Origin of the sequence: Zobellella endophytica, assembly GCF_003012775.1 — a bacterium.
GTDB lineage: Bacteria > Pseudomonadota > Gammaproteobacteria > Enterobacterales > Aeromonadaceae > Oceanimonas > Oceanimonas endophytica.
In genome coordinates this window covers 80,489-101,005 of the sequence record NZ_PXYG01000002.1, presented here as the reverse complement: position 1 = coordinate 101,005, position 20,517 = coordinate 80,489, and the positions used below count along the sequence as shown (strand labels likewise).

The following is a 20,517-nucleotide window of genomic DNA, read 5'->3' as shown; positions in this document are numbered from 1 at the left end:
CCTAATCCCCCGCTTTTATTCGTCTTCCTCGAAATACCAGTAGCCCTGGTTGACCAGCGGCAGCAGCACTTCCAGCAGTACTTTGGGCTCCTTCAGGCAGGCCACTTCCGGGCCGCAGATGCGGGCCTGATCGCACAGCAGGGCGATGGCATCCGCGTCGGGCGCGGCCAGCCGGTAGCGGTCGCCGTCCAGGTAGAACTGCTGGTCGCTGCCTTCCAGGTAAAAACAGCGCACCCCACCCAGCCGATAGAGATGATCGCCGTGATCCAGGCGCAGCACCAGCTCTTCCAGGCTGTAGAGTGGCTCGGTCGGCTCCAGGTCGAGGTCGTGCTTGGCTTCCGACATCATTTCACCGAACCAGTCGGCCAGGCGCTCGGGATCGTCCAGCAGGTCGCCCATCAGCACCCTGATCTGGGTCAGCACGGCGGCATCGATACGGCCATGGGCCCGGGCCGGGGCCATGCCAGCATCGTCGAAGCGGGGGGTAATGGTCTCGTGGGCCAGGATATGATCGGCGAAGCTGGAGATCAGATCCTTGGCGTCCGGGGCGCGAAAGCCGACCGAATAATTCAGCGCCGGGGTGACCGCATAGCCTTCGTGAGGACAGCCGGGAGGGATGTAGAGGATATCGCCGGGTTCGAGTACCTCGTCGATCTCCGCCTCGAAGGCCTCGCAGTGGCGCAGGGCACCGTGGGCGGCGAACTCCTTGAGGCGTTGCTGGCGGCCCACCCGCCAGCGGCGGCGGCCTTCACCCTGGATGATGAAGACGCCGTACTGGTCGATATGGGGGCCGACGCCGCCACCGGAGGTGGAGAAGCTGACCATCACATCGTCGAACCGCCAGCCGGGGATAAAGCGGAACTGCTCGGCGATGTCCTGCACCGCCGGGTGCCACTGGTTGACCGCCTGCACCAGCAGGGTCCAGTCTTCCTCACCCAGGTGATCGTAGCTGTCGAAGGGGCCGGTTTCCGCCTGCCAGCGGCCGGCTTCCCGCCATACCCGGCGGGATTCGATGTGCGGCTCCAGCGCCAGCCCGGCCAACTCGTCCGGGCTGAGCGGATCCTCGAAGCCGGGCAGTCCGGCCTTGATCAGCCGCGGACGGCGTTGCCAGTCGTGAGCGAGAAAGTGTTCGATATCGAGTTTGAGTGCGCTGTGCATGAGGGCCTGTCGGGATGGGAAGAATGCTTAAAGAATAGCGGAGTATTATGCCAAGTCGCGACGGGGAAGGGAACCGGAGCGCGGCTCCTGTCCTTCGCATCCGAGGATGGGCACGGGACATTGGAGCGCGGGCGGCCCGCCCGCATGGGTGTTATGCCTGTGGCTTGGGGGTGGTGTGAGAAGCCGAAGGTTCCCGCTTGGCGGGAAAGCAGGCGAGCCGCCTGCGCTCCAGGGGAGCCCGGGCTCCCCTCACTTATTACGCTATTACTTCAGCTCGTCGGTGAGCTGGATGGCGCGGCCGATGTAGTTGGCCGGGGTCAGTTGCCTGAGCTCGGCCTTCACCGATTCCGGCAGTGCCAGGCCGTCGATAAAGGCGCGCATGCCCTCGGCATCCACCCGCTTGCCGCGGGTCAGCTCCTTGAGCTTCTCGTAGGGCTTCTCGATGCCGTAGCGGCGCATCACCGTCTGCACCGGCTCGGCCAGCACTTCCCAGTTTTGATCCAGATCGGCGGCCAGTGCCTGAGGGTTGGCTTCCAGCTTGCTGATGCCCTTGAGGGTGGCCTGGTAGGCGATCAGCGAATAGCCCACCGCCACACCCAGGTTGCGCAGCACTGTGCTGTCGGTCAGATCCCGCTGCCAGCGGGAGATCGGCAGCTTGGCGGCCAGGTGGTTGAAGATGGCGTTGGCCAGCCCCAGGTTGCCCTCGGAGTTTTCGAAGTCGATGGGGTTGACCTTGTGCGGCATGGTGCTGGAGCCGATTTCGCCGGCCACGGTGCGCTGCTTGAAGTAGCCCACCGAGATGTAGCCCCAGATATCCCGATCGAAGTCGATGAGGATGGTGTTGAAGCGGGCCAGGGCGTCGAACAGCTCGGCGATGTAGTCGTGGGGCTCGATCTGGGTGGTGTAGGGGTTCCAGGTCAGGCCCAGGCGGCCGATGAAGCGCTCGGCGAAGTTGTGCCAGTCCACTTCAGGATAGGCGGACATATGAGCGTTGTAGTTGCCCACGGCACCGTTGATCTTGGCCAGCAGCTCCACCGCCAGGATCTGCTTGAACTGGCGCTCCAGCCGGTAGGCCACATTGGCCATCTCCTTGCCCAGGGTGGTGGGGGAGGCGGGCTGGCCGTGGGTGCGGCTCAGCATGGGCACGTCCCGGTACTGGCGGGCCAGTTGCTTGACCGCGTCGATAAGCTCGCGGCAGTAGGGGGCGATCACCTCTTCCCGGGCGGCCTTCAGCATCAGCGCATGGGCGTTGTTGTTGATGTCCTCGCTGGTGCAGGCGAAGTGGATGAATTCGCTCACTGCCGCCAGCTCGGGCAGGGCCTCGACCTTTTCTTTCAGGAAGTACTCCACCGCCTTGACGTCGTGGTTGGTGGTGCGTTCGATGTCCTTGATGCGCTGGCCGTCGGCTTCGCAGAAGCCGGCGATCACCTGATCCAGATAGGCGTTGGCTTCGGCGGACAGGGCCGGCACTTCGGCGATCGCAGCATGTTCGGCCAGGGCCTGCAGCCAGCGGACTTCTACTTCAACGCGAAAGCGCAACAAGCCAAACTCGGAAAAGATGGCGCGCAGCTCCTGGGTTTTGGCGCCGTAACGGCCATCGACCGGAGAGATGGCCGTTAATGCTGACAATTCCATGAACGAGGACTCCTGAAAGTTGGGGGGTAACGATTAAAGATACGATTACATCCGCAAGGCGGCCTGGGCCTGGGCCACCAGCCGCTTGCGGGAGAACAGGATATGGCGGCGCTTGCCGCCCAGCTGGCGCCACAGCACGGCACTGCGGATGCCGGCCAGCAACAGGGCGCGGATCTGGTGCTGTACCAGCGGCTGCTGCAGGTAGCTGGGGTTGCCGGCGACCTGGATACGCGGCCCGATGGGGCTGACAATGTCGCTGTAGATGCCGGCCAGGTTGGCCAGCACTTGCTCGTCGAGCAGCTCGAAGTGGTGCAGCTGGCGCTTCACCTGGTTGATGCGCTCGCCCAGCATGGCCATCAGATCCCGACGCTTGGCCAGCTTGCGTTCCAGCGCCACCAGCCCCACCAGGTAGCGGGTCAGTTCGGCGTTCTTGCGGCTGCTGTCGGTATTGAGCTGTTCGATCAGGGTCTGATAGCCCAGGCGCAGCTGCTGGTGGCCGCCGTAGACGTCTTCCGGGCGGTCGGCATCGGTGACCAGAATGCTGTTGAGGGTGCGGTTCAGCACCGCTTTGTCGTCGATGGTGCCCTGGCGTGATACCTGTTGCACCAGGCTGACCGCCTGGCAGATGCCGGCAAAGGCCAGGGTTTGGTTTTCCAGACTGTGACTCACACTTGCTCCTGGCTGAATCGGGTTTCGATGATGCCGCCGCCCAGGCAGACGTCGCCCTGGTAGAACACGGCGGACTGGCCGGGCGTCACCGCGGCTTGCGGGGTGTCGAAGATCACCTTGATGGTCTCGGCATCCACCGGCTCCACCCGGCAGGGAATATCGGCCTGGCGGTAGCGGGTTTTCACAGTGCAGCGAAAGGCCTCGGCGACCGGCTGGCGGTCGACCCAGTGCAGCTGGCGGGCGAGCAGGCCATGAGAATAGAGGCGGGGATGATCACCCTGGGCCACCACCAGCACGTTGCGCTCCAGCTCCTTGTCGACCACATACCAGGGGTCGTCGGTGGCATTTTTCAGGCCGCCGATGCCGAGCCCCTTGCGTTGGCCCAGGGTGTGATACATCAGCCCCTGGTGCTCGCCAATCACCTCGCCGCCCACGGTTTCAATCCTGCCCGGCTGGGCCGGCAGGTAACGGGCGAGAAAGTCGCGGAACTTGCGTTCGCCGATGAAGCAGATGCCGGTGGAATCCTTCTTCTTGGCGGTGACCAGCTCCAGCTGTTCGGCGATGCGGCGCACCTCGGGCTTTTCCAGCTCGCCCACCGGGAACAGGCTCCTGGCCACCTGCCGGGAGCTCAGGGTATAGAGGAAGTAGCTCTGATCCTTGTTGCCGTCGAGGCCGCGCAGCAGCCTGGGCTGGTCGTCGGCGCTGCGGCGCACGTAATGGCCGGTGGCGATGTAGTCGGCGCCCAGATCCTCGGCGGCGAACTCCAGAAAGGCCTTGAACTTGATTTCCTTGTTGCACAGGATATCCGGATTGGGGGTGCGCCCGGCCCGGTACTCGGCCAGAAAGTGCTCGAACACATTGTCCCAGTATTCGGCGGCGAAGTTGATGGTATGTAGCTCGATGCCTAGCTTGTCGCACACCGCCTGGGCGTCGCACAGATCGTCGGCGGCGGAGCAGTATTCGTCGGTATCGTCTTCTTCCCAGTTCTTCATGAACAGGCCTTCGACCTGATAGCCCTGCTGTTGCAGCAGCCAGGCCGAAACGGAAGAATCCACGCCGCCGGACATACCGACAATCACTTTTAGCCGACTGTTATCGCTCATAACCTGCCATTATCTGTTTGCAAAACGGGCGGCATTTTATCAGACAATGGCGGCTTTGGCATCATCGCCGCCGACAACCTTCAACGCCGACAGCGGAAACCGCGCTCCCGCCAGGTAATCCCGGAACGAGGCGAGGATAAGCGGGCTGCGCAGCTGCTCGCCCAGGGCTTCGATCTCGGCCAGGGTCAGCCAGTGGCAGCGGATGATGTCGCCGTCGGGATCCTGCGGATGGGTCGCCAGCGGCGCGGGTATTTCCGCAGAGAAGGTAAAGCGCACGAAGTGCTTGCCGTTGTCCGGCGCCTGGTACTGGTATATGCCCACCGCCTGCCGGATGGCCAGGGCCAGGCCGGTTTCTTCCTGCAATTCGCGGCGGGCGCCGTCGAGCAGGCTCTCGCCCGGCTCCAGGTGGCCGGCGGGCTGGTTGAACATCACCCGTCCCTGCTGCCATTCCTCCACCATCAAAAAACGATCGCCGGCACGGACTATCACAGCCAGGGTTACCGCATGACTCATATTTTCCTCCATTGCCCGGGTTGTAAATCGCCCAGGGTCCAGTCGCCCATGGCGTAGCGGATCAGCCGCAGGGTGGGAAAACCGATATGGGCGGTCATCCGTCGCACCTGGCGGTTGCGCCCTTCCACTATCCTGATTTCCAGCCAGCGGGTGGGGATGGCCTGGCGCTCGCGGATGGGCGGGACGCGGGGCCACACCGCCGGCTCCGGCATCAGCCGCACCCGGGCCGGCAGGGTGGGGCCGTCGTTCAGATCCACCCCCTGGCGCAGACGGTCAAGATCCGTCTCGGTCGGCTCCCCTTCCACCTGGGCCCAATAGGTTTTTTCGGTCTTGCGCCCGGGCTGGGTCAGGCGGGCGTTGAGGGCGCCGTCGTTGGTGAGCACCAGGAGGCCTTCGCTGTCCCGGTCCAGCCGGCCGGCGGCATAGACGCCGGGCACATCCACGAAGTCGGCCAGGGTCTGGCGGCCTTCGGCGTCGGTAAACTGACACAGCACCATGTAGGGCTTGTTGAACAGCAGGGTGGTCGGCGGCCCGGCCGGCGGCTTGTCAGACTTTGGTCGGGGGGTGGGGCGGGGTCTTCTGGTTTTCATGGCAAAAAGGCTGAAGAAACAGGGGCTTCAGCATAGCAAACTCCGCCTTTGCCGGCTAACGTCAGGGCGGTGGAACTGTGACTGGGCCAATATTAATAGGTAATTCTTTAACCTATGATGCCAGTGCCGATGTGGACTGCGGTGCGCTGAATGGAGCGCGGGCGGCCCGCCCGCAGGGATGTTACGCCTTGGGTGTGGCCTGAGGGCCAGAAGGTTCCCGCTGCGCGGAAAGGCAGGCGAGCCGCCGGCGCTCCAGCAATAATTCAACATCAATAAGCCAGGAGAAAGCGATGACTTCAAAAGTGACGGTGCCAACGGAAGGACAAAAAATCACCCTGGATGCCGACGGCAAGCTGGTGGTTCCGAACGACCCCATCATTCCCTTTATCGAAGGGGACGGCATCGGGGTGGATGTCACCCCGGCGATGCAGACGGTGGTGGATGCGGCCGTGGCCAGGGCCTACGGCGGCACGCGCAAGATCAGCTGGATGGAGATCTACACCGGCGAAAAGTCTACCCGGATTTATGGCGAGAACACCTGGCTGCCGGAGGAAACCCTCGATTTTATCCGCGACTATCATGTGGCCATCAAGGGCCCGCTGACCACTCCGGTGGGCGGCGGTATCCGTTCGCTCAACGTGGCCCTGCGCCAGGAGCTGGATCTCTACGTCTGCCTGCGTCCGGTGCGCTATTACCAGGGCACCCCCAGCCCGCTGAAACAGCCCGAGCTCACCGACATGGTGATCTTTCGCGAGAACAGCGAAGACATCTACGCCGGCATCGAATGGAAGGCCGGCAGCGCCGAGGCCCAAAAGGTCATCGACTTCCTGCGGGAAGAGATGGGGGTGCAGAAGATCCGTTTCCCCGAGGATTGCGGCATCGGCATCAAGCCCACCTCCCGCGAGGGTACCCGCCGCCTGGTGCGGGCGGCGCTGCAGTATGCGGTGGACAACAACCGCGACTCGGTCACCCTGGTGCACAAGGGCAATATCATGAAGTTCACCGAAGGTGCCTTCAAGGACTGGGGCTACGAGCTGGCGCGGGAAGAATTCGGTGCCGAGCTTATCGACGGCGGCCCCTGGTGCGCCTTCAAGAACCCGAACAACGGCCGGGAGATCATCGTCAAGGACGTGATCGCCGATGCCTTCCTGCAACAGATTTTGTTGCGCCCGGCGGAGTACGACGTCATCGCCTGCATGAACCTCAACGGCGACTATATCTCCGATGCCCTGGCGGCCCAGGTGGGCGGCATCGGCATCGCCCCCGGCGCCAATATCGGCGATGGCGTGGCCCTGTTCGAAGCCACTCATGGCACCGCGCCCAAGTACGCGGGCCAGGACAAGGTCAACCCGGGATCGCTTATCCTCTCCGCCGAGATGATGCTGCGCCACCTGGGCTGGACCGAAGCGGCGGATCTGATCATCAAGGGCATGGAAGGGGCCATCGACAGCAAGACGGTGACCTACGACTTCGAGCGGCTGATGGAGGGCGCCACCCTGCGCAAGTGCTCCGAGTTCGCCGAGGACATTGTGGTGAATATGTGAAGAAGGGCGCGGCGTACACCGCCAAAGCCGAGGTGTTGCCCTGATTGGGGCGCGGATCTTGTCCCCGAATGGGGAGGGCCCGCATGGATACTATGCCGTGGCTTGGGTGTGGCATTTGGTCGACTGAAGTCGACCCTACGGTTTAGCGGTTCCCGCTGCGCGGGAAGGCAGGTGAGCCGCCTGCGCTCCCGGGGGCGCAGGCGGCGCTGCTTCACGCCTTGATAATACGCGGCAGGTGGTCGTCCGGGCGCAGAGTCAGCACTTCGCAGCCGTCCTCGGTCACCAGTATGGTGTGCTCGTACTGGGCGGAGAGACTGCGGTCCTTGGTCACCACTGTCCAGCCGTCGCCCAGCATCTTGCTGTGGCGCTTGCCCACGTTGATCATCGGCTCTATGGTCAGGCACATGCCGGCTTCCAGCATCTCGCCGGTGCCCGGCTTGCCGTAGTGCAGCACCTGGGGCTCCTCGTGGAACTCACTGCCGATGCCGTGACCGCAGTACTCCCGCACCACCGAATAGTTGTGAGCCTCCGCGTGCTGCTGGATGGCGGCGCCGATGTCCCCCAGGCGCACCCCGTGTTTCACCATTTTAATGCCGATTTCCATGCATTCCTGGGTCACCCGGCACAGCCGTTCGGCCATGATGCTGGGCTTGCCGACCAGGAACATTTTGGAAGTGTCGCCGTGGTAGCCGTCCTTGATCACCGTGATGTCGATATTGAGGATGTCACCGTCCTTCAGTTTCTTGTCGGACGGAATGCCGTGGCAAATCACATGGTTGACCGAGGTGCAGATGGACTTGGGGAAGCCGTGGTAGTTCAACGGTGCGGGAATAGCCCGCTGTTCGTTGACGATATAGTCATGGCAGATCCGGTTCAACTCGTCGGTGGTGATGCCGGCCTTCACGTGGGGCTCGATCATCTCCAGTACCTCGGCAGCCAGACGGCCGGCCACGCGCATTTTTTCTACTTCTTCCGCGGTTTTTATGACTATGCTCATACTCGTCTCTGTTTGTTGGCGCCCGAGTCTGTCTGCTCTGGCTTGATTCCGGGGGGCGGTTATCGGATAGCCCGATACAAAGGGGACGAAAGTTTAACGCCAAGCGAACAGAACTTCCAGTATGGCGGGGCCGGCCAAATTGGCGTCCCGGCTGGCGCATGGTGGGGATTTATGGTATAAAGCGCGCCGTGACAGCCATGCCTGCGGGTCTTGGTCGTCACATACATTCACTTTTTAACACACACACACATCGGCACATGCTCCAGGGTGCCCTCGGGTCGGAGCCATGGGATGTGTGGAGGCCTAACCCAATACACTTATTTAGAGGAAATCATGGCACAAGTATCTATGCGCGACATGCTGAAAGCGGGCGTTCACTTCGGTCACCAGACCCGTTTCTGGAACCCCAAGATGAAGCCCTTCATTTTCGGCGCCAGCAACCGGGTTCACATCATCAACCTGGAAAAAACAGTACCTATGTTCAACGACGCCCTGAACTATCTGGGCAGCGTTGCTTCCAAGAAAGGTAAAATCCTGTTTGTTGGTACCAAGCGCGCAGCCTCTGAAGCCGTTAAAGAAGCCGCTACCAACTGTGATCAGTACTATGTCAACCACCGCTGGTTGGGTGGCATGCTGACCAACTGGAAAACTGTACGTCAATCCATCAGCCGCCTGAAAGAGCTGGAAATCCAGTCTCAAGACGGTACCTTCGACAAGCTGACCAAGAAAGAGGCGCTGATGCGTACTCGCGAAATGGAAAAGCTGGAGAAATCCCTGGGCGGTATCAAGGACATGGGCGGTCTGCCCGACGTATTGTTCGTTATCGACGCCGATCACGAGCACATCGCCATCAAGGAAGCCAACAACCTGGGCATTCCTGTGGTTGCGGTAGTGGACACCAACTCTAACCCGGACGGCATCGACTACATCGTTCCCGGTAACGATGACGCCATCCGCGCCGTTCAGCTGTACCTGAACGCCGCTGCTAGCGCCGTGACCGCTGCCCGTGCGCAAGACTTGGCCGTGCAAGCCGAAGACAACTACGTCGTTGAAGAATAATAAAGTCTGAGCGTGACGCTTAAGCCTTTATTAACCATACGCAAGTAATGGGTTAACGGGGGCCTCGTGCCCCTGTTTTCTTGTAGACCAAGACCGAGGAAATGAGACATGGCAACTATTACCGCCGCCCTGGTAAAAGAACTGCGTGAGCGCACTGGCGCCGGCATGATGGATTGTAAAAAAGCCCTGACCGAAGCCAACGGCGACATCGAGCTGGCCATCGAAGACATGCGTAAGTCCGGCCAGGCCAAAGCCGCCAAGAAAGCCGGTCGTATCGCCGCCGAAGGCATCATCCTGATGCGTCAGGCCGGCAACACCGCCGTGATGATCGAGCTGAACAGCGAAACCGACTTCGTGGCCAAGGATGCCGGTTTCCGCGCCTTTGGCGACAAGATTGCCGATATCGCACTGGCAAACAAAATCAATGATCTGGGCGCGCTGAAAGCGGCCGAGTACGAAAACGGCGAAAGCGTTGAACTGACGCTGACCAACCTGATCGCCAAGATCGGTGAAAACATGAGCCTGCGCCGCATCGTGCTGGTGGAAGGCGACAACCTGACCACCTACCTGCACGGTACCCGCATCGGCGTTATCGCCAACCTGAAAGGCGGTGATGAAGAAGTGGCCAAAGACGTGGCCATGCACGTGGCTGCCTGCAACCCGCAGTTCGTCAAGCCCGAAGACGTGTCCGAGGACGTGGTGGCCAAAGAGCGTGAAATTCAGGTGGACATCGCCATCAACTCCGGCAAGCCGAAAGAGATCGCCGAGAAGATGGTGGAAGGCCGCATGAAGAAGTTCACCGGCGAAATCTCCCTGACCGGCCAGCCGTTCGTCAAGGATCCGTCCGTTTCCGTGGCCGACGTACTGAAGCAGAAGGGCGCCGATGCCCTGGGCTTCGTCCGCTTCGAAGTGGGTGAAGGTATCGAGCGTAAAGAAGAAGACTTCGCTGCTGAAGTTCAGGCGCAAATCGCTGCCGCCAAGGGTTAATCCCCGCTATTTTAATGCTATCCAGACCGCGACACCCGTCGCGGTCTTTCTATGACCAGGAATAGAAAGCATGAGTACCAATCCTAAACCCGCATACAGACGCATTCTTCTTAAACTGAGCGGCGAGGCGCTGCAAGGAGAAGAAGGCTTTGGTATCGACCCCGCCGTACTGGAGCGTATGGCTCAGGAAATCAAGGAACTGGTTGAACTGGGCGTACAGGTCGGTCTGGTGATCGGCGGTGGCAATCTGTTTCGTGGTGCGGGCCTGGCCAAGGCGGGAATGAACCGCGTGGTGGGCGACCACATGGGTATGTTGGCGACCGTGATGAACGGCCTGGCCATGCGCGATGCCCTGCACCGTGCTTATGTGAATGCTCGCCTGATGTCCGCCATTACCCTGGAAGGCATGTGCGACGCGTACAACTGGGCGGAAGCCATCAGCCTGCTGCGCAAGGGCCGGGTGGTGATTTTCTCCGCCGGCACCGGCAACCCCTTCTTTACTACCGACTCGGCCGCCTGTTTGCGTGGTATTGAAATTGAAGCCGACGTAGTATTGAAGGCCACCAAGGTGGACGGGGTGTTCAGCGAAGATCCGATGAAGAACCCGGACGCCGAACTCTACCATCATCTGGATTATGACGAAGTGCTGGATCGTGAGCTGAAAGTCATGGATCTGGCCGCCTTTACCCTGGCCCGGGATCACAACCTGCCGATCCGGGTGTTTAATATGAATAAGCCGGGCGCGCTGCGACGTGCCGTGATGGGGGAAACCGAAGGGACCCTTATCTGTCGTAAATAATTCGCGGGCGCTGCCTCTTCAAGCCATAGCCATAGGATAAAGACAGTGATTAACGAGATTAAGAACGACGCCAAAGTGCGTATGGAAAAAAGCGTGGAAGCGCTGAAAGGTCAGATGAACAAGGTGCGTACCGGCCGGGCCCACCCCAGCCTGCTCGATACCATCTACGTGGATTACTACGGGGCTTCCACCCCGCTCAAGCAGATGGGCAACGTTACCACCGAAGACTCCCGCACCCTGGCGGTAACGGTGTTCGACCGTTCCATGATCCAGGCGGTGGAAAAGGCCATCATGATGTCCGACCTGGGCCTGAACCCCTCCAGCGCCGGCACCACCATCCGTATTCCGCTGCCGGCGCTGACCGAAGAACGTCGCAAGGACCTGATCAAGGTGGTGCGCGGCGAGGCGGAGCAGGGCCGGGTGGCCATCCGCAACATCCGCCGCGATGCCAACAGCGATCTGAAGGCGCTGTTGAAAGACAAGGAAATTTCCGAGGACGACGACCGCCGCGCCCAGGACGACATCCAGAAACTGACCGATCTCTACATCAAGCAGGTGGACGAAGCGCTCGCCGCCAAAGAGAAAGAGTTAATGGAAATCTGATACTTACATCAGGTATAGTAGCCGACGCCGTGTAGCTGCCTGCACGGCGTTTGTCTTTGTGCAGGAGTGATTCAATGCCAGCAACGGCAGCATTCGACGGTCAATCCCAGTTACCCCGCCACGTCGCCATCATCATGGACGGCAACGGCCGCTGGGCCGAACAACGCGGCAAACTGCGGGTGTCCGGCCATAAGGCCGGCGTCAAGGCGGTACGCGAGGCGGTCACCTTCGCCTACAAACTCAAGCTCGATGCCCTGACCCTGTTCGCCTTCTCCAGTGAAAACTGGCGCCGGCCGGAGGACGAAGTCAGCGCCCTGATGAGCCTGTTTGCCGCGGTGCTGGGTTCGGAAGTGCGCAAGCTGCATCGCAACAATATCCGCCTGCGCATTATCGGCGACAGAACCGCCTTCAGCACGCAGCTGCAGCGCAAGATAGCCGATGCGGAGGCGCTGACCGCCGCCAATACCGGCCTGACCCTGAATATCGCTGCCAACTACGGCGGCCGCTGGGACATCACCCAGGCCTGCCGCCGCCTGGGTGAGCGGGTGGCCGCCGGCGAGCTGGCCCCCGGCGAGATTACCGAACAACACCTGGATGCGCTGATGGGCCTGGCCGATCTGGCGCCGGTCGACCTGCTGGTGCGCACCGGTGGCGAACAGCGCATCAGCAACTTTCTGCTTTGGCAACTAGCCTACGCCGAGCTGTATTTTACCCCCGTACTCTGGCCTGACTTTGGCGAGGACTCCTTCAGCGAGGCGGTGGCCGCCTTCGTCGGACGAGAACGCCGTTTCGGTTGTACCGGGGCACAAATCCGTGCCCTGGTGGCCGACAGCCAGCCATAACGAGAGAGGATATTTCTTGCTGAAGCTTCGTATTATCACGGCCCTGTGCCTGATCCCCCTGGTGCTGGCCGCCATCTTCCTGTTGCCGTTGCCGTTCTTTGCCCTGTTCGCCACCGGGGTGTTCCTGCTGGCCGGCCGCGAGTGGGGGCGTTTTATCGACAGTCGCAAGGCGAACGTGGTGATGGTGTCCCTGGCGCTGGTGCTGATCGCGCTGATGGCGATGGTGCCCATCGAGCAGATCTGGTCGCCGGATCTGCATGGCGTCGTGGCGCTGGTGCTCTATGGTGGCGCCGGCTGGTGGCTGCTGTCCCTGGTGCTGGTGCTGGGTTATCCCCGCAGCGCCGGGTTCTGGCGCGATCAGCTGTGGCTGAAGGCGGTATTTGCCCTGCTCAGCCTGATCCCCTTTTTCTGGGCGCTGCTGGTGCTGCGCAGTTATCAGTATGAGCAAAGCAGCTATTTCGGTGCCTGGTTGCTGTTGTTCGTGATGTCGCTGGTGTGGGTGGCGGACACCGGCGCCTATTTCGTCGGCAAGGCCATGGGCCGCCACAAGCTCTGCCCCAATGTCAGCCCGGGCAAGACCATCGAGGGCATGGTCGGCGGGGTGGCGGCGGCCAGCGTGCTGGCGCTGGTGGTGACCCGGGCCATGGCGTTGCCGATGAGCGAGAGCCTGGTGCTGCTGCTGGCCTCGGTGGTGGCGGTGTTCGCCTCGGTGCTCGGCGACCTGGTGGAAAGCATGTTCAAGCGGGAGGCCGGGATCAAGGATTCCGGCCATATACTGCCGGGGCACGGCGGGGTGATGGACAGGATCGACAGCCTCACCGCCGCCTTGCCGGTCTTTGTTGTTGTCGTCCGCTTGCTGAGCTAGGAGTATCGATGGAGTCTTTGACCATACTGGGGGCCACCGGCTCTATCGGCCAGAGCACCCTGGCGGTGGTACGCTGCCATCCCGGGCGGTTCCGGGTGTTTGCGCTGACCGCGAACCACCAGACCGGACAGATGCTGACCGACTGCCTCGAGTTTGCGCCGCGCTACGCGGTGATGGCCGACGAGGGGGCCGCCCGCATCCTGCGCGGCCTGCTGGCGGAGCAGGGCAGTGCCACCCGGGTACTGAGCGGCGCCCAGGCCCTGTGCGAGGTGGCGGCGGAGCCGGAGGTGACCACCGTCATGGCCGCCATCGTCGGCGCCGCCGGCCTGTTGCCGACCCTGGCGGCGGTGAAAACCGGCAAGCGGGTGTTGCTGGCCAACAAGGAAGCGCTGGTGATGAGCGGCGAGCTGTTTATCGAGGCGGTGCACCGTTACGGCGCCCGCCTGCTGCCGGTGGACAGCGAGCACAATGCCATCTTCCAGTGCCTGCCACCCGGGCTGCAGCAGACGCCGGGGCGGGGCAGCCTGCTCGATGCCGGTATCGGCAAGATACTGCTGACCGGCTCGGGCGGTCCCTTCCGTTATACCCCACTGGACGAGCTGGCGCGGGTCACACCGGCCCAGGCGGTGGCCCACCCCAACTGGTCGATGGGACCCAAGATCTCGGTGGACTCGGCCACCATGATGAACAAGGGGCTGGAATACATAGAGGCGCGCTGGCTGTTCAATGCCAGCGCGGCGCAGCTGGAGGTGGTGATCCATCCCCAGTCGGTGATCCACTCCATGGTGCAGTATTCAGACGGTTCCGTCTTGGCCCAGCTCGGCCAGCCGGATATGATGACCCCCATCGCCCATGCGCTGGCCTGGCCGGAACGCATCCATTCCGGGGTGGCCCCGCTGGATTTCTGCCGGCTGGGTGAACTGACCTTCATGGCGCCGGATCTGGCCCGCTATCCCTGCCTGGCCCTGGCCATGGCCGCCTGCGAGGCCGGGCAGGGGGCGACCACCACCCTCAACGCCGCCAACGAAGAGGCGGTCGCGGCCTTCCTGGCCGGCGGACTGGATTATGCGGCGATTGCCGTCGTTAACGAGACCATAGTGGAAAAACTGGGTCTAACCAGGGTAGGCAGCCTGGAAGAAATACTGGCGCTGGACCGGCAGGCACGCCGGCTGGCACGGGAAATTATCGGGAGACGATCATGACAGGCGTATTGTGGAACCTGGGCGCCTTTATCGTCGCGCTGGGGATATTGGTGGCGGTGCACGAATTCGGCCACTTCTGGGTGGCCCGGCGCAACGGGGTCAGGGTGGAGCGTTTTTCCATCGGCTTCGGCAAGCCCATCTGGCGACGGATGGGCAAGGACGGCACCGAATACGTGGTGGCGATGATACCGCTCGGCGGTTATGTCAAGATGCTCGACGGCCGGGTGGACGAGATCCCCCCCGAGCAGCGTCATCAGGCCTTCGACAGCAAATCGGTATGGGCGCGGATGGCGATAGTGGTGGCCGGGCCCATGGCCAATTTCCTGTTTGCCGTGTTCGCCTTCTGGCTGATGTTCATGATCGGTGTGCCGGCGGTGAAACCGGTGCTGAACGACGTAACGCCCGGCTCGCCCGCCGCCCAGGGCGGCTTGGCGCCGGGCATGGAGATCCTGGCCATCGACGGCCGCGAGGTGCGTACCTGGGAGGACGTCAACTTTGCCCTGATTGCCCGCCTGGGCGAGGAGCAGACCCGCTTCGAGGTGCGCGAGCCCGATACCGGCCGGGTGAGCGAGCAGCCGGTTCCGCTGGCGCTGTGGCAGTTCAACCCGGATGAAACCTCGCCGATCAGCGCCCTCGGGCTGGTGCCGGAAGGGGCGCGGGTGACGCTGACCATCGCGGATGTGGTAGCATCCGGCCCGGGCGACGCCGCCGGTCTGCAGCCCGAGGACACCCTGCGGACGGTCGATGGCGAACCCCTGACCGCCTGGGCCGATTTTGTCGACCGGGTACAATCCTCTCCCGAGCGTCCGATGGAACTAGTGGTGGACCGTGCGGGTCAGACCTTGAGTTTGACGCTGACTCCGGAGCGGCGGGATACCCGGGACAGGGTCATCGGTTATGCCGGCCTGGCGCCTCAGGTGCTGCCGGTGCCGGAGCAGTACCGCTTCGAACTCCGTTATGGCCCGCTGGAAGCCGTCTGGGCGGGCATGGAGCGGACCTGGGCGCTGACGGTGCTGACCTTTCAGATGATCGGCAAGCTGCTGACCGGCATCGTCTCGGTTGACAACCTGAGCGGCCCCATCTCCATCGCCAAGGGCGCGGGCGCCAGCGCCGACTTCGGGCTGGTGTATTTCCTCAGCTTCCTGGCCCTGGTCAGCGTGAATCTGGGCATTATCAATCTGTTGCCCTTGCCGGTACTCGACGGCGGCCACTTGTTGTTTTACCTGGTGGAAGCGGTCACCGGCCGCCCGGTACCGGAAAAAATACAGGAAATTGGCTTTAAAATTGGGGCGGCCCTGTTGCTGATGCTGATGGGGCTGGCGCTGTTCAATGATTTTGCTCGCCTCTAGGGCGAACGACACAAGGATTAAGTCAAACACCATGGCAGTTAAAAAAACGCTCGCCGCCTCCTGCCTGTTGGGCGCCAGCATGCTGGCCCAGGCGCAGAGCGGCATGACCCCCTTCGTGGTCCAGGATATTCAGGTCAACGGCTTGCAGCGGGTCACGCTGGGCGCCGCGCTGCTCAGTCTGCCGGTACGGGTCGGCGAGGAAATTGACGGCGCCCGGCTGGCCGAGGCGATCAAGAGCCTCTATGCCTCCGGCAACTTCGAGGACGTACAGCTGCTGCGTGACGGCGACGTGCTGGTGGTGCAGGTCACCGAACGGCCGACCATCGCCGGCATCAGCTTCAGCGGCAACGAGGAAATCAAGGAAGAGCAGCTGATGGAGAGCCTGGAAGGGGCCGGGGTCCGGGTCGGCGAGCCGCTGGATCGCACCACCCTGAGCTCGCTCGAGAAGGGGCTGGAAGACTTCTATTACGGCGTGGGCAAATATTCCGCCGACGTGCGGGCGGTGCTGACGCCCTTGCCCCGCAACCGGGTCGATCTGAAATTCGAATTCGTGGAAGGTCCGGCCGCCGAAATCAAGCAGATCAATATCGTCGGCAACAAGGCGTTCAGCGAAGCGCAGCTGCTGGCCCAGCTGGAGCTGTCCGACGACGTGCCCTGGTGGAACTTCATGGCCGACCAGCGCTACCAGAAGCAGACGCTGGCCGGCGATATCGAGACCCTGCGTTCCTATTATCGGGACAGGGGCTACCTCAAGGCCGAGGTCACCTCGACCCAGGTGTCCATGTCGCCGGACCGGGAAGGGGTCTACATCACCCTCAACGTGGAAGAAGGCGAGCAGTACACCGTGTCCGGCGTCAGCCTGCGCGGCGATCTGATCGACCGCGGCAGCGAGCTGGAAGCCCTGGTACCGGTACGGGAAGGCGATCTCTACTCCGCCGCCGACGTGACCCACATGGAGGAGGTGCTGTCCAAGTTCCTCGGCCGCTTTGGTTATGCCTATCCCAAGATCAACACCTTCCCGCAGATCGACGAAGACGGCAACACCATCGAGCTTATCGTCAACGTGGAGCCGGGCAGCCGGGTCTATGTGCGCCGCATCAACTTCAGCGGCAACGTCATCACCAAGGACGAAGTGCTGCGCCGGGAAATGCGCCAGATGGAAGGCACCTGGCTGTCGAGCGAAGAGGTCGAGCAGTCCCGCACCCGGCTCAATCGCCTGGGCTATTTCGAGAACGTGGAGGTGGAAACCCGCCGCATTCCCGGTGAAGACGACCTGGTCGACCTGGATGTGAGCGTGAAGGAACAGCCCGCCGGCTCCATCAACTTCGGGGTGGGCTTCGGCACCGATTCCGGCTTCAGCATCCAGGCCGGCCTGCAGCAGGAGAACTTCCTCGGTACCGGCAACCGCGTCGGCATCAACTCCCAGATGAACGACTACTCCAAGGACGTATCGCTGGAGTATACGGATCCCTACTTTACCGTCGACGGGGTCAGCCTGGGCGGCCGCCTGTACTACCGGGAGTTCGAGCCGGACGAAGCCAACCTGATCGACTACAACAGCACCACCTACGGCGCCCGCCTGCTCAGCGGCTTCCCGATCAACGAAACCAACAGCCTGAACTTCAGCCTGGGCTACGAACACAATACCCTGGGGCAGCCCGAGGATATTTATGTACAGCTGCAGAACTTCTGGGATCGGTACAACGACGGCAGCACCAGCGACGTCAGTTTCGACAACTTCGACATCAGCGCCGGCTGGACCCGCAACACCCTGAACCGGGGCTTCTTCCCCACCTCGGGCAACCGGCAGAGCCTGAGCACCAAGGTGACGGTGCCGGGCTCGGATCTGCAGTACTACAAGCTGAGCTTCGACAACGCCCATTATTTCCCGCTCGACCGGGAGCACAACTGGGTGCTGCACGGCAAGTTCCGCGCCGCCTACGGCAACGGCTACGGCGACGACAACAGCCTGCCGTTCTTCGAGAACTACTACGCCGGCGGCTTCAGCACCCTGCGCGGCTTCAAGAGCAATGCGGTGGGGCCGCGGGCGGTGTACACCCAGAGAAACGGCGTGGTCGGCATCCAGGGTTCGAACAGCTCGGTGGGCGGCAACGCGCTGCTGGCCGGCTCGGCGGAGCTGATTCTGCCCACCCCCTTCGCCGGCGAGGATCTGCAACGCTCGCTGCGCACCAGCCTGTTCGTCGACGTGGGCACGGTCTGGGATACCGAATACAATGCCGCCGATTTCGACGGTTGTAACCCTGGCAACAGCTGCGAGCTGATTTACGACTTCGGCGACCCGGCCAACTTCCGGGCCTCCGCCGGGGTCAGCATGCAGTGGCTGTCGCCGCTGGGACCGCTGGTGTTCTCGCTGGCCACCCCGATCAAGGAAGTGAAAGGGGACAAGACCGAAATCTTCAACTTTAATATCGGCCGGACCTTCTAATGGGGGCGCGGGCGGCCCGCCCGCACGGGGGTTGCGCCCGTGGTCGGGCATGGCGTTGTGGTTGGGGTGGTCGATTGACATCGACCCTACATTAAAATATGGCTTACAAGCAGGAGTGTTATCTTGAAACAGATGATGAAGATGTTGGGGGTGATGGCGCTGGTGCTGAGCGCCGGCCTGGCCCAGGCCCAGGGCAGCAAGATAGCGGTGGTGGATACCGCCGCGGTGTTCCAGAAGATGCCCCAGCGGGAGCAGGTGTCCAGCCAGCTCAAGCGCGAGTTCGAGGGCCGGGTCAAGGAAGTCCAGAAGCTGGAAGCCGACGGCCGCAGCTTCGTCGAGAAACAGCAGAAGGACATGGCCTTTATGAACGATCAGCAGAAGGCCGATGCCCAGAAGAAGCTGAACGAAATGCAGGCCGCCTATGTGCAGAAGCGCCGGGCGCTGGAAGAGGATCAGGGCCGGCGGGAGCACGAAGAGCGGCAGAAAATGCTGTCGCGCATCAAGGGGGCCATCGACGAGATCACCCAGGCCCAGGGCTTTGATCTGGTGATCGAACGTGGCGCCGCCATCTATGTGTCTCCTTCGCTCGATATCACCCAGCAGGTGATCAGCCGCGTCAGCAAGTAAGAGTTTTGGTTATGAAAGTAACACTGCAAGAGCTGGCCAGCCATCTGGACGCCGAGTTTGACGGCGATCCGGGACTGGAAATTACCCGGGTCAACACCCTGGATAAGGCCGGACCGGGCGAGGTGGCCTTTTTGTCGGACAGCAAATACCAGCATCTGCTGGCCGGTACCAGGGCCGGGGCGGTGATCCTGACGGCGGCGGACAAGGCCCGCTGCCCGGTGGCCAGCCTGGTGATGGCGGATCCCTATCTGGGCTTTGCCCTGGCGGCACAGCGGCTCGACACCACCCCGGCCCCGGCGGTGGATATTCATCCCAGCGCCGTGGTGGCGGCGGATGCGGTGCTGGGGAAAGGGGTGGCCATCGGCGCCAACACGGTGATCGAATCCGGTGTGGTGCTGGAGGACGACGTCGTCGTCGGCCCCGGCTGCTTTATCGGCAAGGAGACCCGGCTGGGCGCCCGCACCCGGCTGTGGGCCAACGTGACCCTGTATCACCGGGTGGTATTGGGCCGCGATTGCCTGGTGCAGGCGGGGACGGTGATCGGGGCCGACGGCTTCGGCTATGCCAACAACAAGGGCGAGTGGATCAAGATCCCCCAGCTCGGCGGCGTGGTGATCGGTAACCGGGTGGAAATCGGCGCCTGTACTACCATTGACCGGGGCGCGCTGGGGGATACCCGCATCGATGACAACGTCATCATCGATAACCAGTGCCAGATCGCCCACAACGTAGAGATCGGTTACGGCACCGCCATGGCCGGTGGTACCGTGATGGCCGGTAGTCTCAAAGTCGGTAAATATTGTATTATTGGCGGCGCTTCGGTGTTCAACGGCCATATGGAAATCTGTGACGGGGTGACCATCACCGGTATGTCCATGGTGATGCGGCCCATTACCGAACCCGGCGTCTATTCCTCCGGGATCCCCCTGCAGCCGAACAAAGAGTGGCGCAAAACGGCGGCGCGGGTGATGCGCATCGACGACATGCACAAGCGGCTGAGCCGGCTTGAAAAACAATCAGACAATAAAGACTAAGCGATTGGTAGGGTTACATTTTGAATAACGATAACGAACTGAATCAGTTGGATATCCAGGAGATCCTGGAACTGTTGCCGCACCGTTACCCCTTTCTGATGGTGGACCGGGTGGCGCATTATGAAATTAGCCCTGAACGCAAGACCTTGAGAGGCATCAAGAACGTGTCGTTCAACGAGCCGATGTTCACCGGCCACTTCCCGCAGAAACCGGTGTTTCCGGGGGTACTGATCCTGGAAGCCATGGCCCAGGCCACCGGCATCCTGGCGTTCAAGATGGTCGGCAAGCCCAAGCCCAACGAACTGTATTACTTCGCCTCCATCGACAACGCCCGCTTCAAGCGCCCCGTGGTGCCGGGAGACCAGCTGGTGCTGGACGTGGTGTATCTGAAGGAGCGTCGGGGTATCGCCAAATTTACCGGTGTGGCCACCGTCGACGGTGAAGTGGTCTGCACCGCCGAGCTGATGTGTGCCAAACGCGAGGGTTGAGTGTGAC

At 62.2% G+C, this 20,517-nt stretch carries 19 protein-coding genes and 1 pseudogene; 13 read left to right on the top strand and 7 right to left on the bottom strand.

All coding sequences use genetic code 11. The features are described from left to right. Positions 1-15: 15 nt before the first annotated feature. The 6 genes and pseudogenes from C7H85_RS05605 to C7H85_RS05580 all read right to left on the bottom strand — a co-directional run. Positions 16-1,158 (bottom strand): ribosomal protein uL16 3-hydroxylase, encoded by a 1,143-nt coding sequence (locus tag C7H85_RS05605; RefSeq protein WP_106728741.1) that lies wholly within the window; start codon positions 1,156-1,158, stop codon positions 16-18. 264 nt (positions 1,159-1,422) lie between these two features. Continuing rightward, positions 1,423-2,793 (bottom strand): adenylosuccinate lyase, encoded by a 1,371-nt coding sequence (gene purB, locus C7H85_RS05600; RefSeq protein ID WP_106728740.1) that lies wholly within the window; start codon positions 2,791-2,793, stop codon positions 1,423-1,425. Between the two features lie 45 nt (positions 2,794-2,838). After that, on the bottom strand, positions 2,839-3,462 hold the full coding sequence (gene hflD / locus C7H85_RS05595) for a high frequency lysogenization protein HflD (protein ID WP_106728739.1): 624 nt from the start codon (positions 3,460-3,462) through the stop codon (positions 2,839-2,841). Then, positions 3,459-4,565 carry a tRNA 2-thiouridine(34) synthase MnmA gene (gene mnmA / locus C7H85_RS05590; RefSeq protein ID WP_106728738.1) on the bottom strand — a complete coding sequence of 369 codons (1,107 nt, stop codon included), beginning with the start codon at positions 4,563-4,565 and terminating at the stop codon, positions 3,459-3,461. Before mnmA ends, hflD begins: the two co-directional genes overlap by 4 nt. 39 nt (positions 4,566-4,604) lie before the next feature. Then, a complete protein-coding gene (locus C7H85_RS05585; RefSeq protein ID WP_106728737.1) occupies positions 4,605-5,078 on the bottom strand; it encodes an NUDIX hydrolase in 474 nt (157 codons plus the stop codon). Continuing rightward, positions 5,078-5,668, bottom strand: a pseudogene (locus C7H85_RS05580) (pseudouridine synthase); the annotation flags it as partial. The gene C7H85_RS05585 and the pseudogene C7H85_RS05580, both read right to left, overlap by 1 nt. Before the next feature lie 290 nt (positions 5,669-5,958). Between C7H85_RS05580 and icd the strand changes: the two are divergent. Continuing rightward, positions 5,959-7,212 carry an NADP-dependent isocitrate dehydrogenase gene (icd, locus tag C7H85_RS05575; protein ID WP_106728735.1) on the top strand — a complete coding sequence of 418 codons (1,254 nt, stop codon included), beginning with the start codon at positions 5,959-5,961 and terminating at the stop codon, positions 7,210-7,212. Positions 7,213-7,423: 211 nt separating this feature from the next. Here icd and map read toward each other — a convergent pair whose 3' ends face one another. Then, the gene (map, locus tag C7H85_RS05570) at positions 7,424-8,272 is read right to left on the bottom strand and encodes a type I methionyl aminopeptidase (RefSeq protein ID WP_281257601.1); all 849 of its coding nucleotides are present in this window, start codon (positions 8,270-8,272) and stop codon (positions 7,424-7,426) included. A gap of 270 nt (positions 8,273-8,542) precedes the next feature. Between map and rpsB the strand changes: the two genes are divergently transcribed. From rpsB to fabZ, 12 genes are all read left to right on the top strand, one after another. Beyond that, positions 8,543-9,268 carry a 30S ribosomal protein S2 gene (gene rpsB / locus C7H85_RS05565; RefSeq protein WP_106728733.1) on the top strand — a complete coding sequence of 242 codons (726 nt, stop codon included), beginning with the start codon at positions 8,543-8,545 and terminating at the stop codon, positions 9,266-9,268. 108 nt (positions 9,269-9,376) lie between these two features. After that, positions 9,377-10,255: a translation elongation factor Ts gene (gene tsf / locus C7H85_RS05560; RefSeq protein ID WP_106728732.1), complete on the top strand. Its 879-nt coding sequence runs from the start codon at positions 9,377-9,379 to the stop codon at positions 10,253-10,255. Between the two features lie 70 nt (positions 10,256-10,325). Beyond that, entirely contained in the window at positions 10,326-11,054 is a 729-nt protein-coding gene (pyrH, locus tag C7H85_RS05555) for a UMP kinase (protein WP_106728731.1), read from the top strand. A 45-nt stretch (positions 11,055-11,099) separates the two neighbouring features. Next, positions 11,100-11,657 carry a ribosome recycling factor gene (gene frr / locus C7H85_RS05550; protein WP_106728730.1) on the top strand — a complete coding sequence of 186 codons (558 nt, stop codon included), beginning with the start codon at positions 11,100-11,102 and terminating at the stop codon, positions 11,655-11,657. 74 nt (positions 11,658-11,731) lie between these two features. Next, positions 11,732-12,499, top strand: coding sequence for a polyprenyl diphosphate synthase (uppS, locus tag C7H85_RS05545; protein WP_106728729.1), 768 nt, complete (start codon positions 11,732-11,734; stop codon positions 12,497-12,499). Between the two features lie 16 nt (positions 12,500-12,515). Continuing rightward, on the top strand, positions 12,516-13,364 hold the full coding sequence (locus C7H85_RS05540; RefSeq protein WP_106728728.1) for a phosphatidate cytidylyltransferase: 849 nt from the start codon (positions 12,516-12,518) through the stop codon (positions 13,362-13,364). An 8-nt stretch (positions 13,365-13,372) separates the two neighbouring features. Then, a complete protein-coding gene (gene ispC / locus C7H85_RS05535; protein ID WP_106728727.1) occupies positions 13,373-14,566 on the top strand; it encodes a 1-deoxy-D-xylulose-5-phosphate reductoisomerase in 1,194 nt (397 codons plus the stop codon). Then, positions 14,563-15,915 carry a sigma E protease regulator RseP gene (gene rseP / locus C7H85_RS05530; protein WP_106728726.1) on the top strand — a complete coding sequence of 451 codons (1,353 nt, stop codon included), beginning with the start codon at positions 14,563-14,565 and terminating at the stop codon, positions 15,913-15,915. The genes ispC and rseP overlap by 4 nt, the downstream gene beginning before the upstream one ends. Positions 15,916-15,946: 31 nt before the next feature. Next, positions 15,947-18,361 (top strand): outer membrane protein assembly factor BamA, encoded by a 2,415-nt coding sequence (gene bamA / locus C7H85_RS05525; protein ID WP_106728725.1) that lies wholly within the window; start codon positions 15,947-15,949, stop codon positions 18,359-18,361. A gap of 123 nt (positions 18,362-18,484) precedes the next feature. After that, positions 18,485-18,988, top strand: a complete 504-nt coding sequence (locus tag C7H85_RS05520) for an OmpH/Skp family outer membrane protein (RefSeq protein ID WP_106728724.1) — start codon at positions 18,485-18,487, stop codon at positions 18,986-18,988. 11 nt (positions 18,989-18,999) lie between these two features. Next, positions 19,000-20,022: a UDP-3-O-(3-hydroxymyristoyl)glucosamine N-acyltransferase gene (gene lpxD, locus C7H85_RS05515; RefSeq protein WP_106728723.1), complete on the top strand. Its 1,023-nt coding sequence runs from the start codon at positions 19,000-19,002 to the stop codon at positions 20,020-20,022. 20 nt (positions 20,023-20,042) lie between these two features. Beyond that, positions 20,043-20,510, top strand: a complete 468-nt coding sequence (fabZ, locus tag C7H85_RS05510) for a 3-hydroxyacyl-ACP dehydratase FabZ (RefSeq protein WP_106728722.1) — start codon at positions 20,043-20,045, stop codon at positions 20,508-20,510. Positions 20,511-20,517 lie beyond the last annotated feature (7 nt).

What these genes read in the sequence shown, in the direction of transcription:
- C7H85_RS05605 (WP_106728741.1), bottom strand. Translation starts at nt 1,158, where the DNA reads ATGCACAGCGCACTCAAACTCGATATCGAACACTTTCTCGCTCACGAC.
- purB (WP_106728740.1), bottom strand. Translation starts at nt 2,793, where the DNA reads ATGGAATTGTCAGCATTAACGGCCATCTCTCCGGTCGATGGCCGTTAC.
- mnmA (WP_106728738.1), bottom strand. Translation starts at nt 4,565, where the DNA reads ATGAGCGATAACAGTCGGCTAAAAGTGATTGTCGGTATGTCCGGCGGC.
- C7H85_RS05585 (WP_106728737.1), bottom strand. Translation starts at nt 5,078, where the DNA reads ATGAGTCATGCGGTAACCCTGGCTGTGATAGTCCGTGCCGGCGATCGT.
- icd (WP_106728735.1), top strand. Translation starts at nt 5,959, where the DNA reads ATGACTTCAAAAGTGACGGTGCCAACGGAAGGACAAAAAATCACCCTG.
- rpsB (WP_106728733.1), top strand. Translation starts at nt 8,543, where the DNA reads ATGGCACAAGTATCTATGCGCGACATGCTGAAAGCGGGCGTTCACTTC.
- tsf (WP_106728732.1), top strand. Translation starts at nt 9,377, where the DNA reads ATGGCAACTATTACCGCCGCCCTGGTAAAAGAACTGCGTGAGCGCACT.
- pyrH (WP_106728731.1), top strand. Translation starts at nt 10,326, where the DNA reads ATGAGTACCAATCCTAAACCCGCATACAGACGCATTCTTCTTAAACTG.
- uppS (WP_106728729.1), top strand. Translation starts at nt 11,732, where the DNA reads ATGCCAGCAACGGCAGCATTCGACGGTCAATCCCAGTTACCCCGCCAC.
- ispC (WP_106728727.1), top strand. Translation starts at nt 13,373, where the DNA reads ATGGAGTCTTTGACCATACTGGGGGCCACCGGCTCTATCGGCCAGAGC.
- rseP (WP_106728726.1), top strand. Translation starts at nt 14,563, where the DNA reads ATGACAGGCGTATTGTGGAACCTGGGCGCCTTTATCGTCGCGCTGGGG.
- bamA (WP_106728725.1), top strand. Translation starts at nt 15,947, where the DNA reads ATGGCAGTTAAAAAAACGCTCGCCGCCTCCTGCCTGTTGGGCGCCAGC.
- lpxD (WP_106728723.1), top strand. Translation starts at nt 19,000, where the DNA reads ATGAAAGTAACACTGCAAGAGCTGGCCAGCCATCTGGACGCCGAGTTT.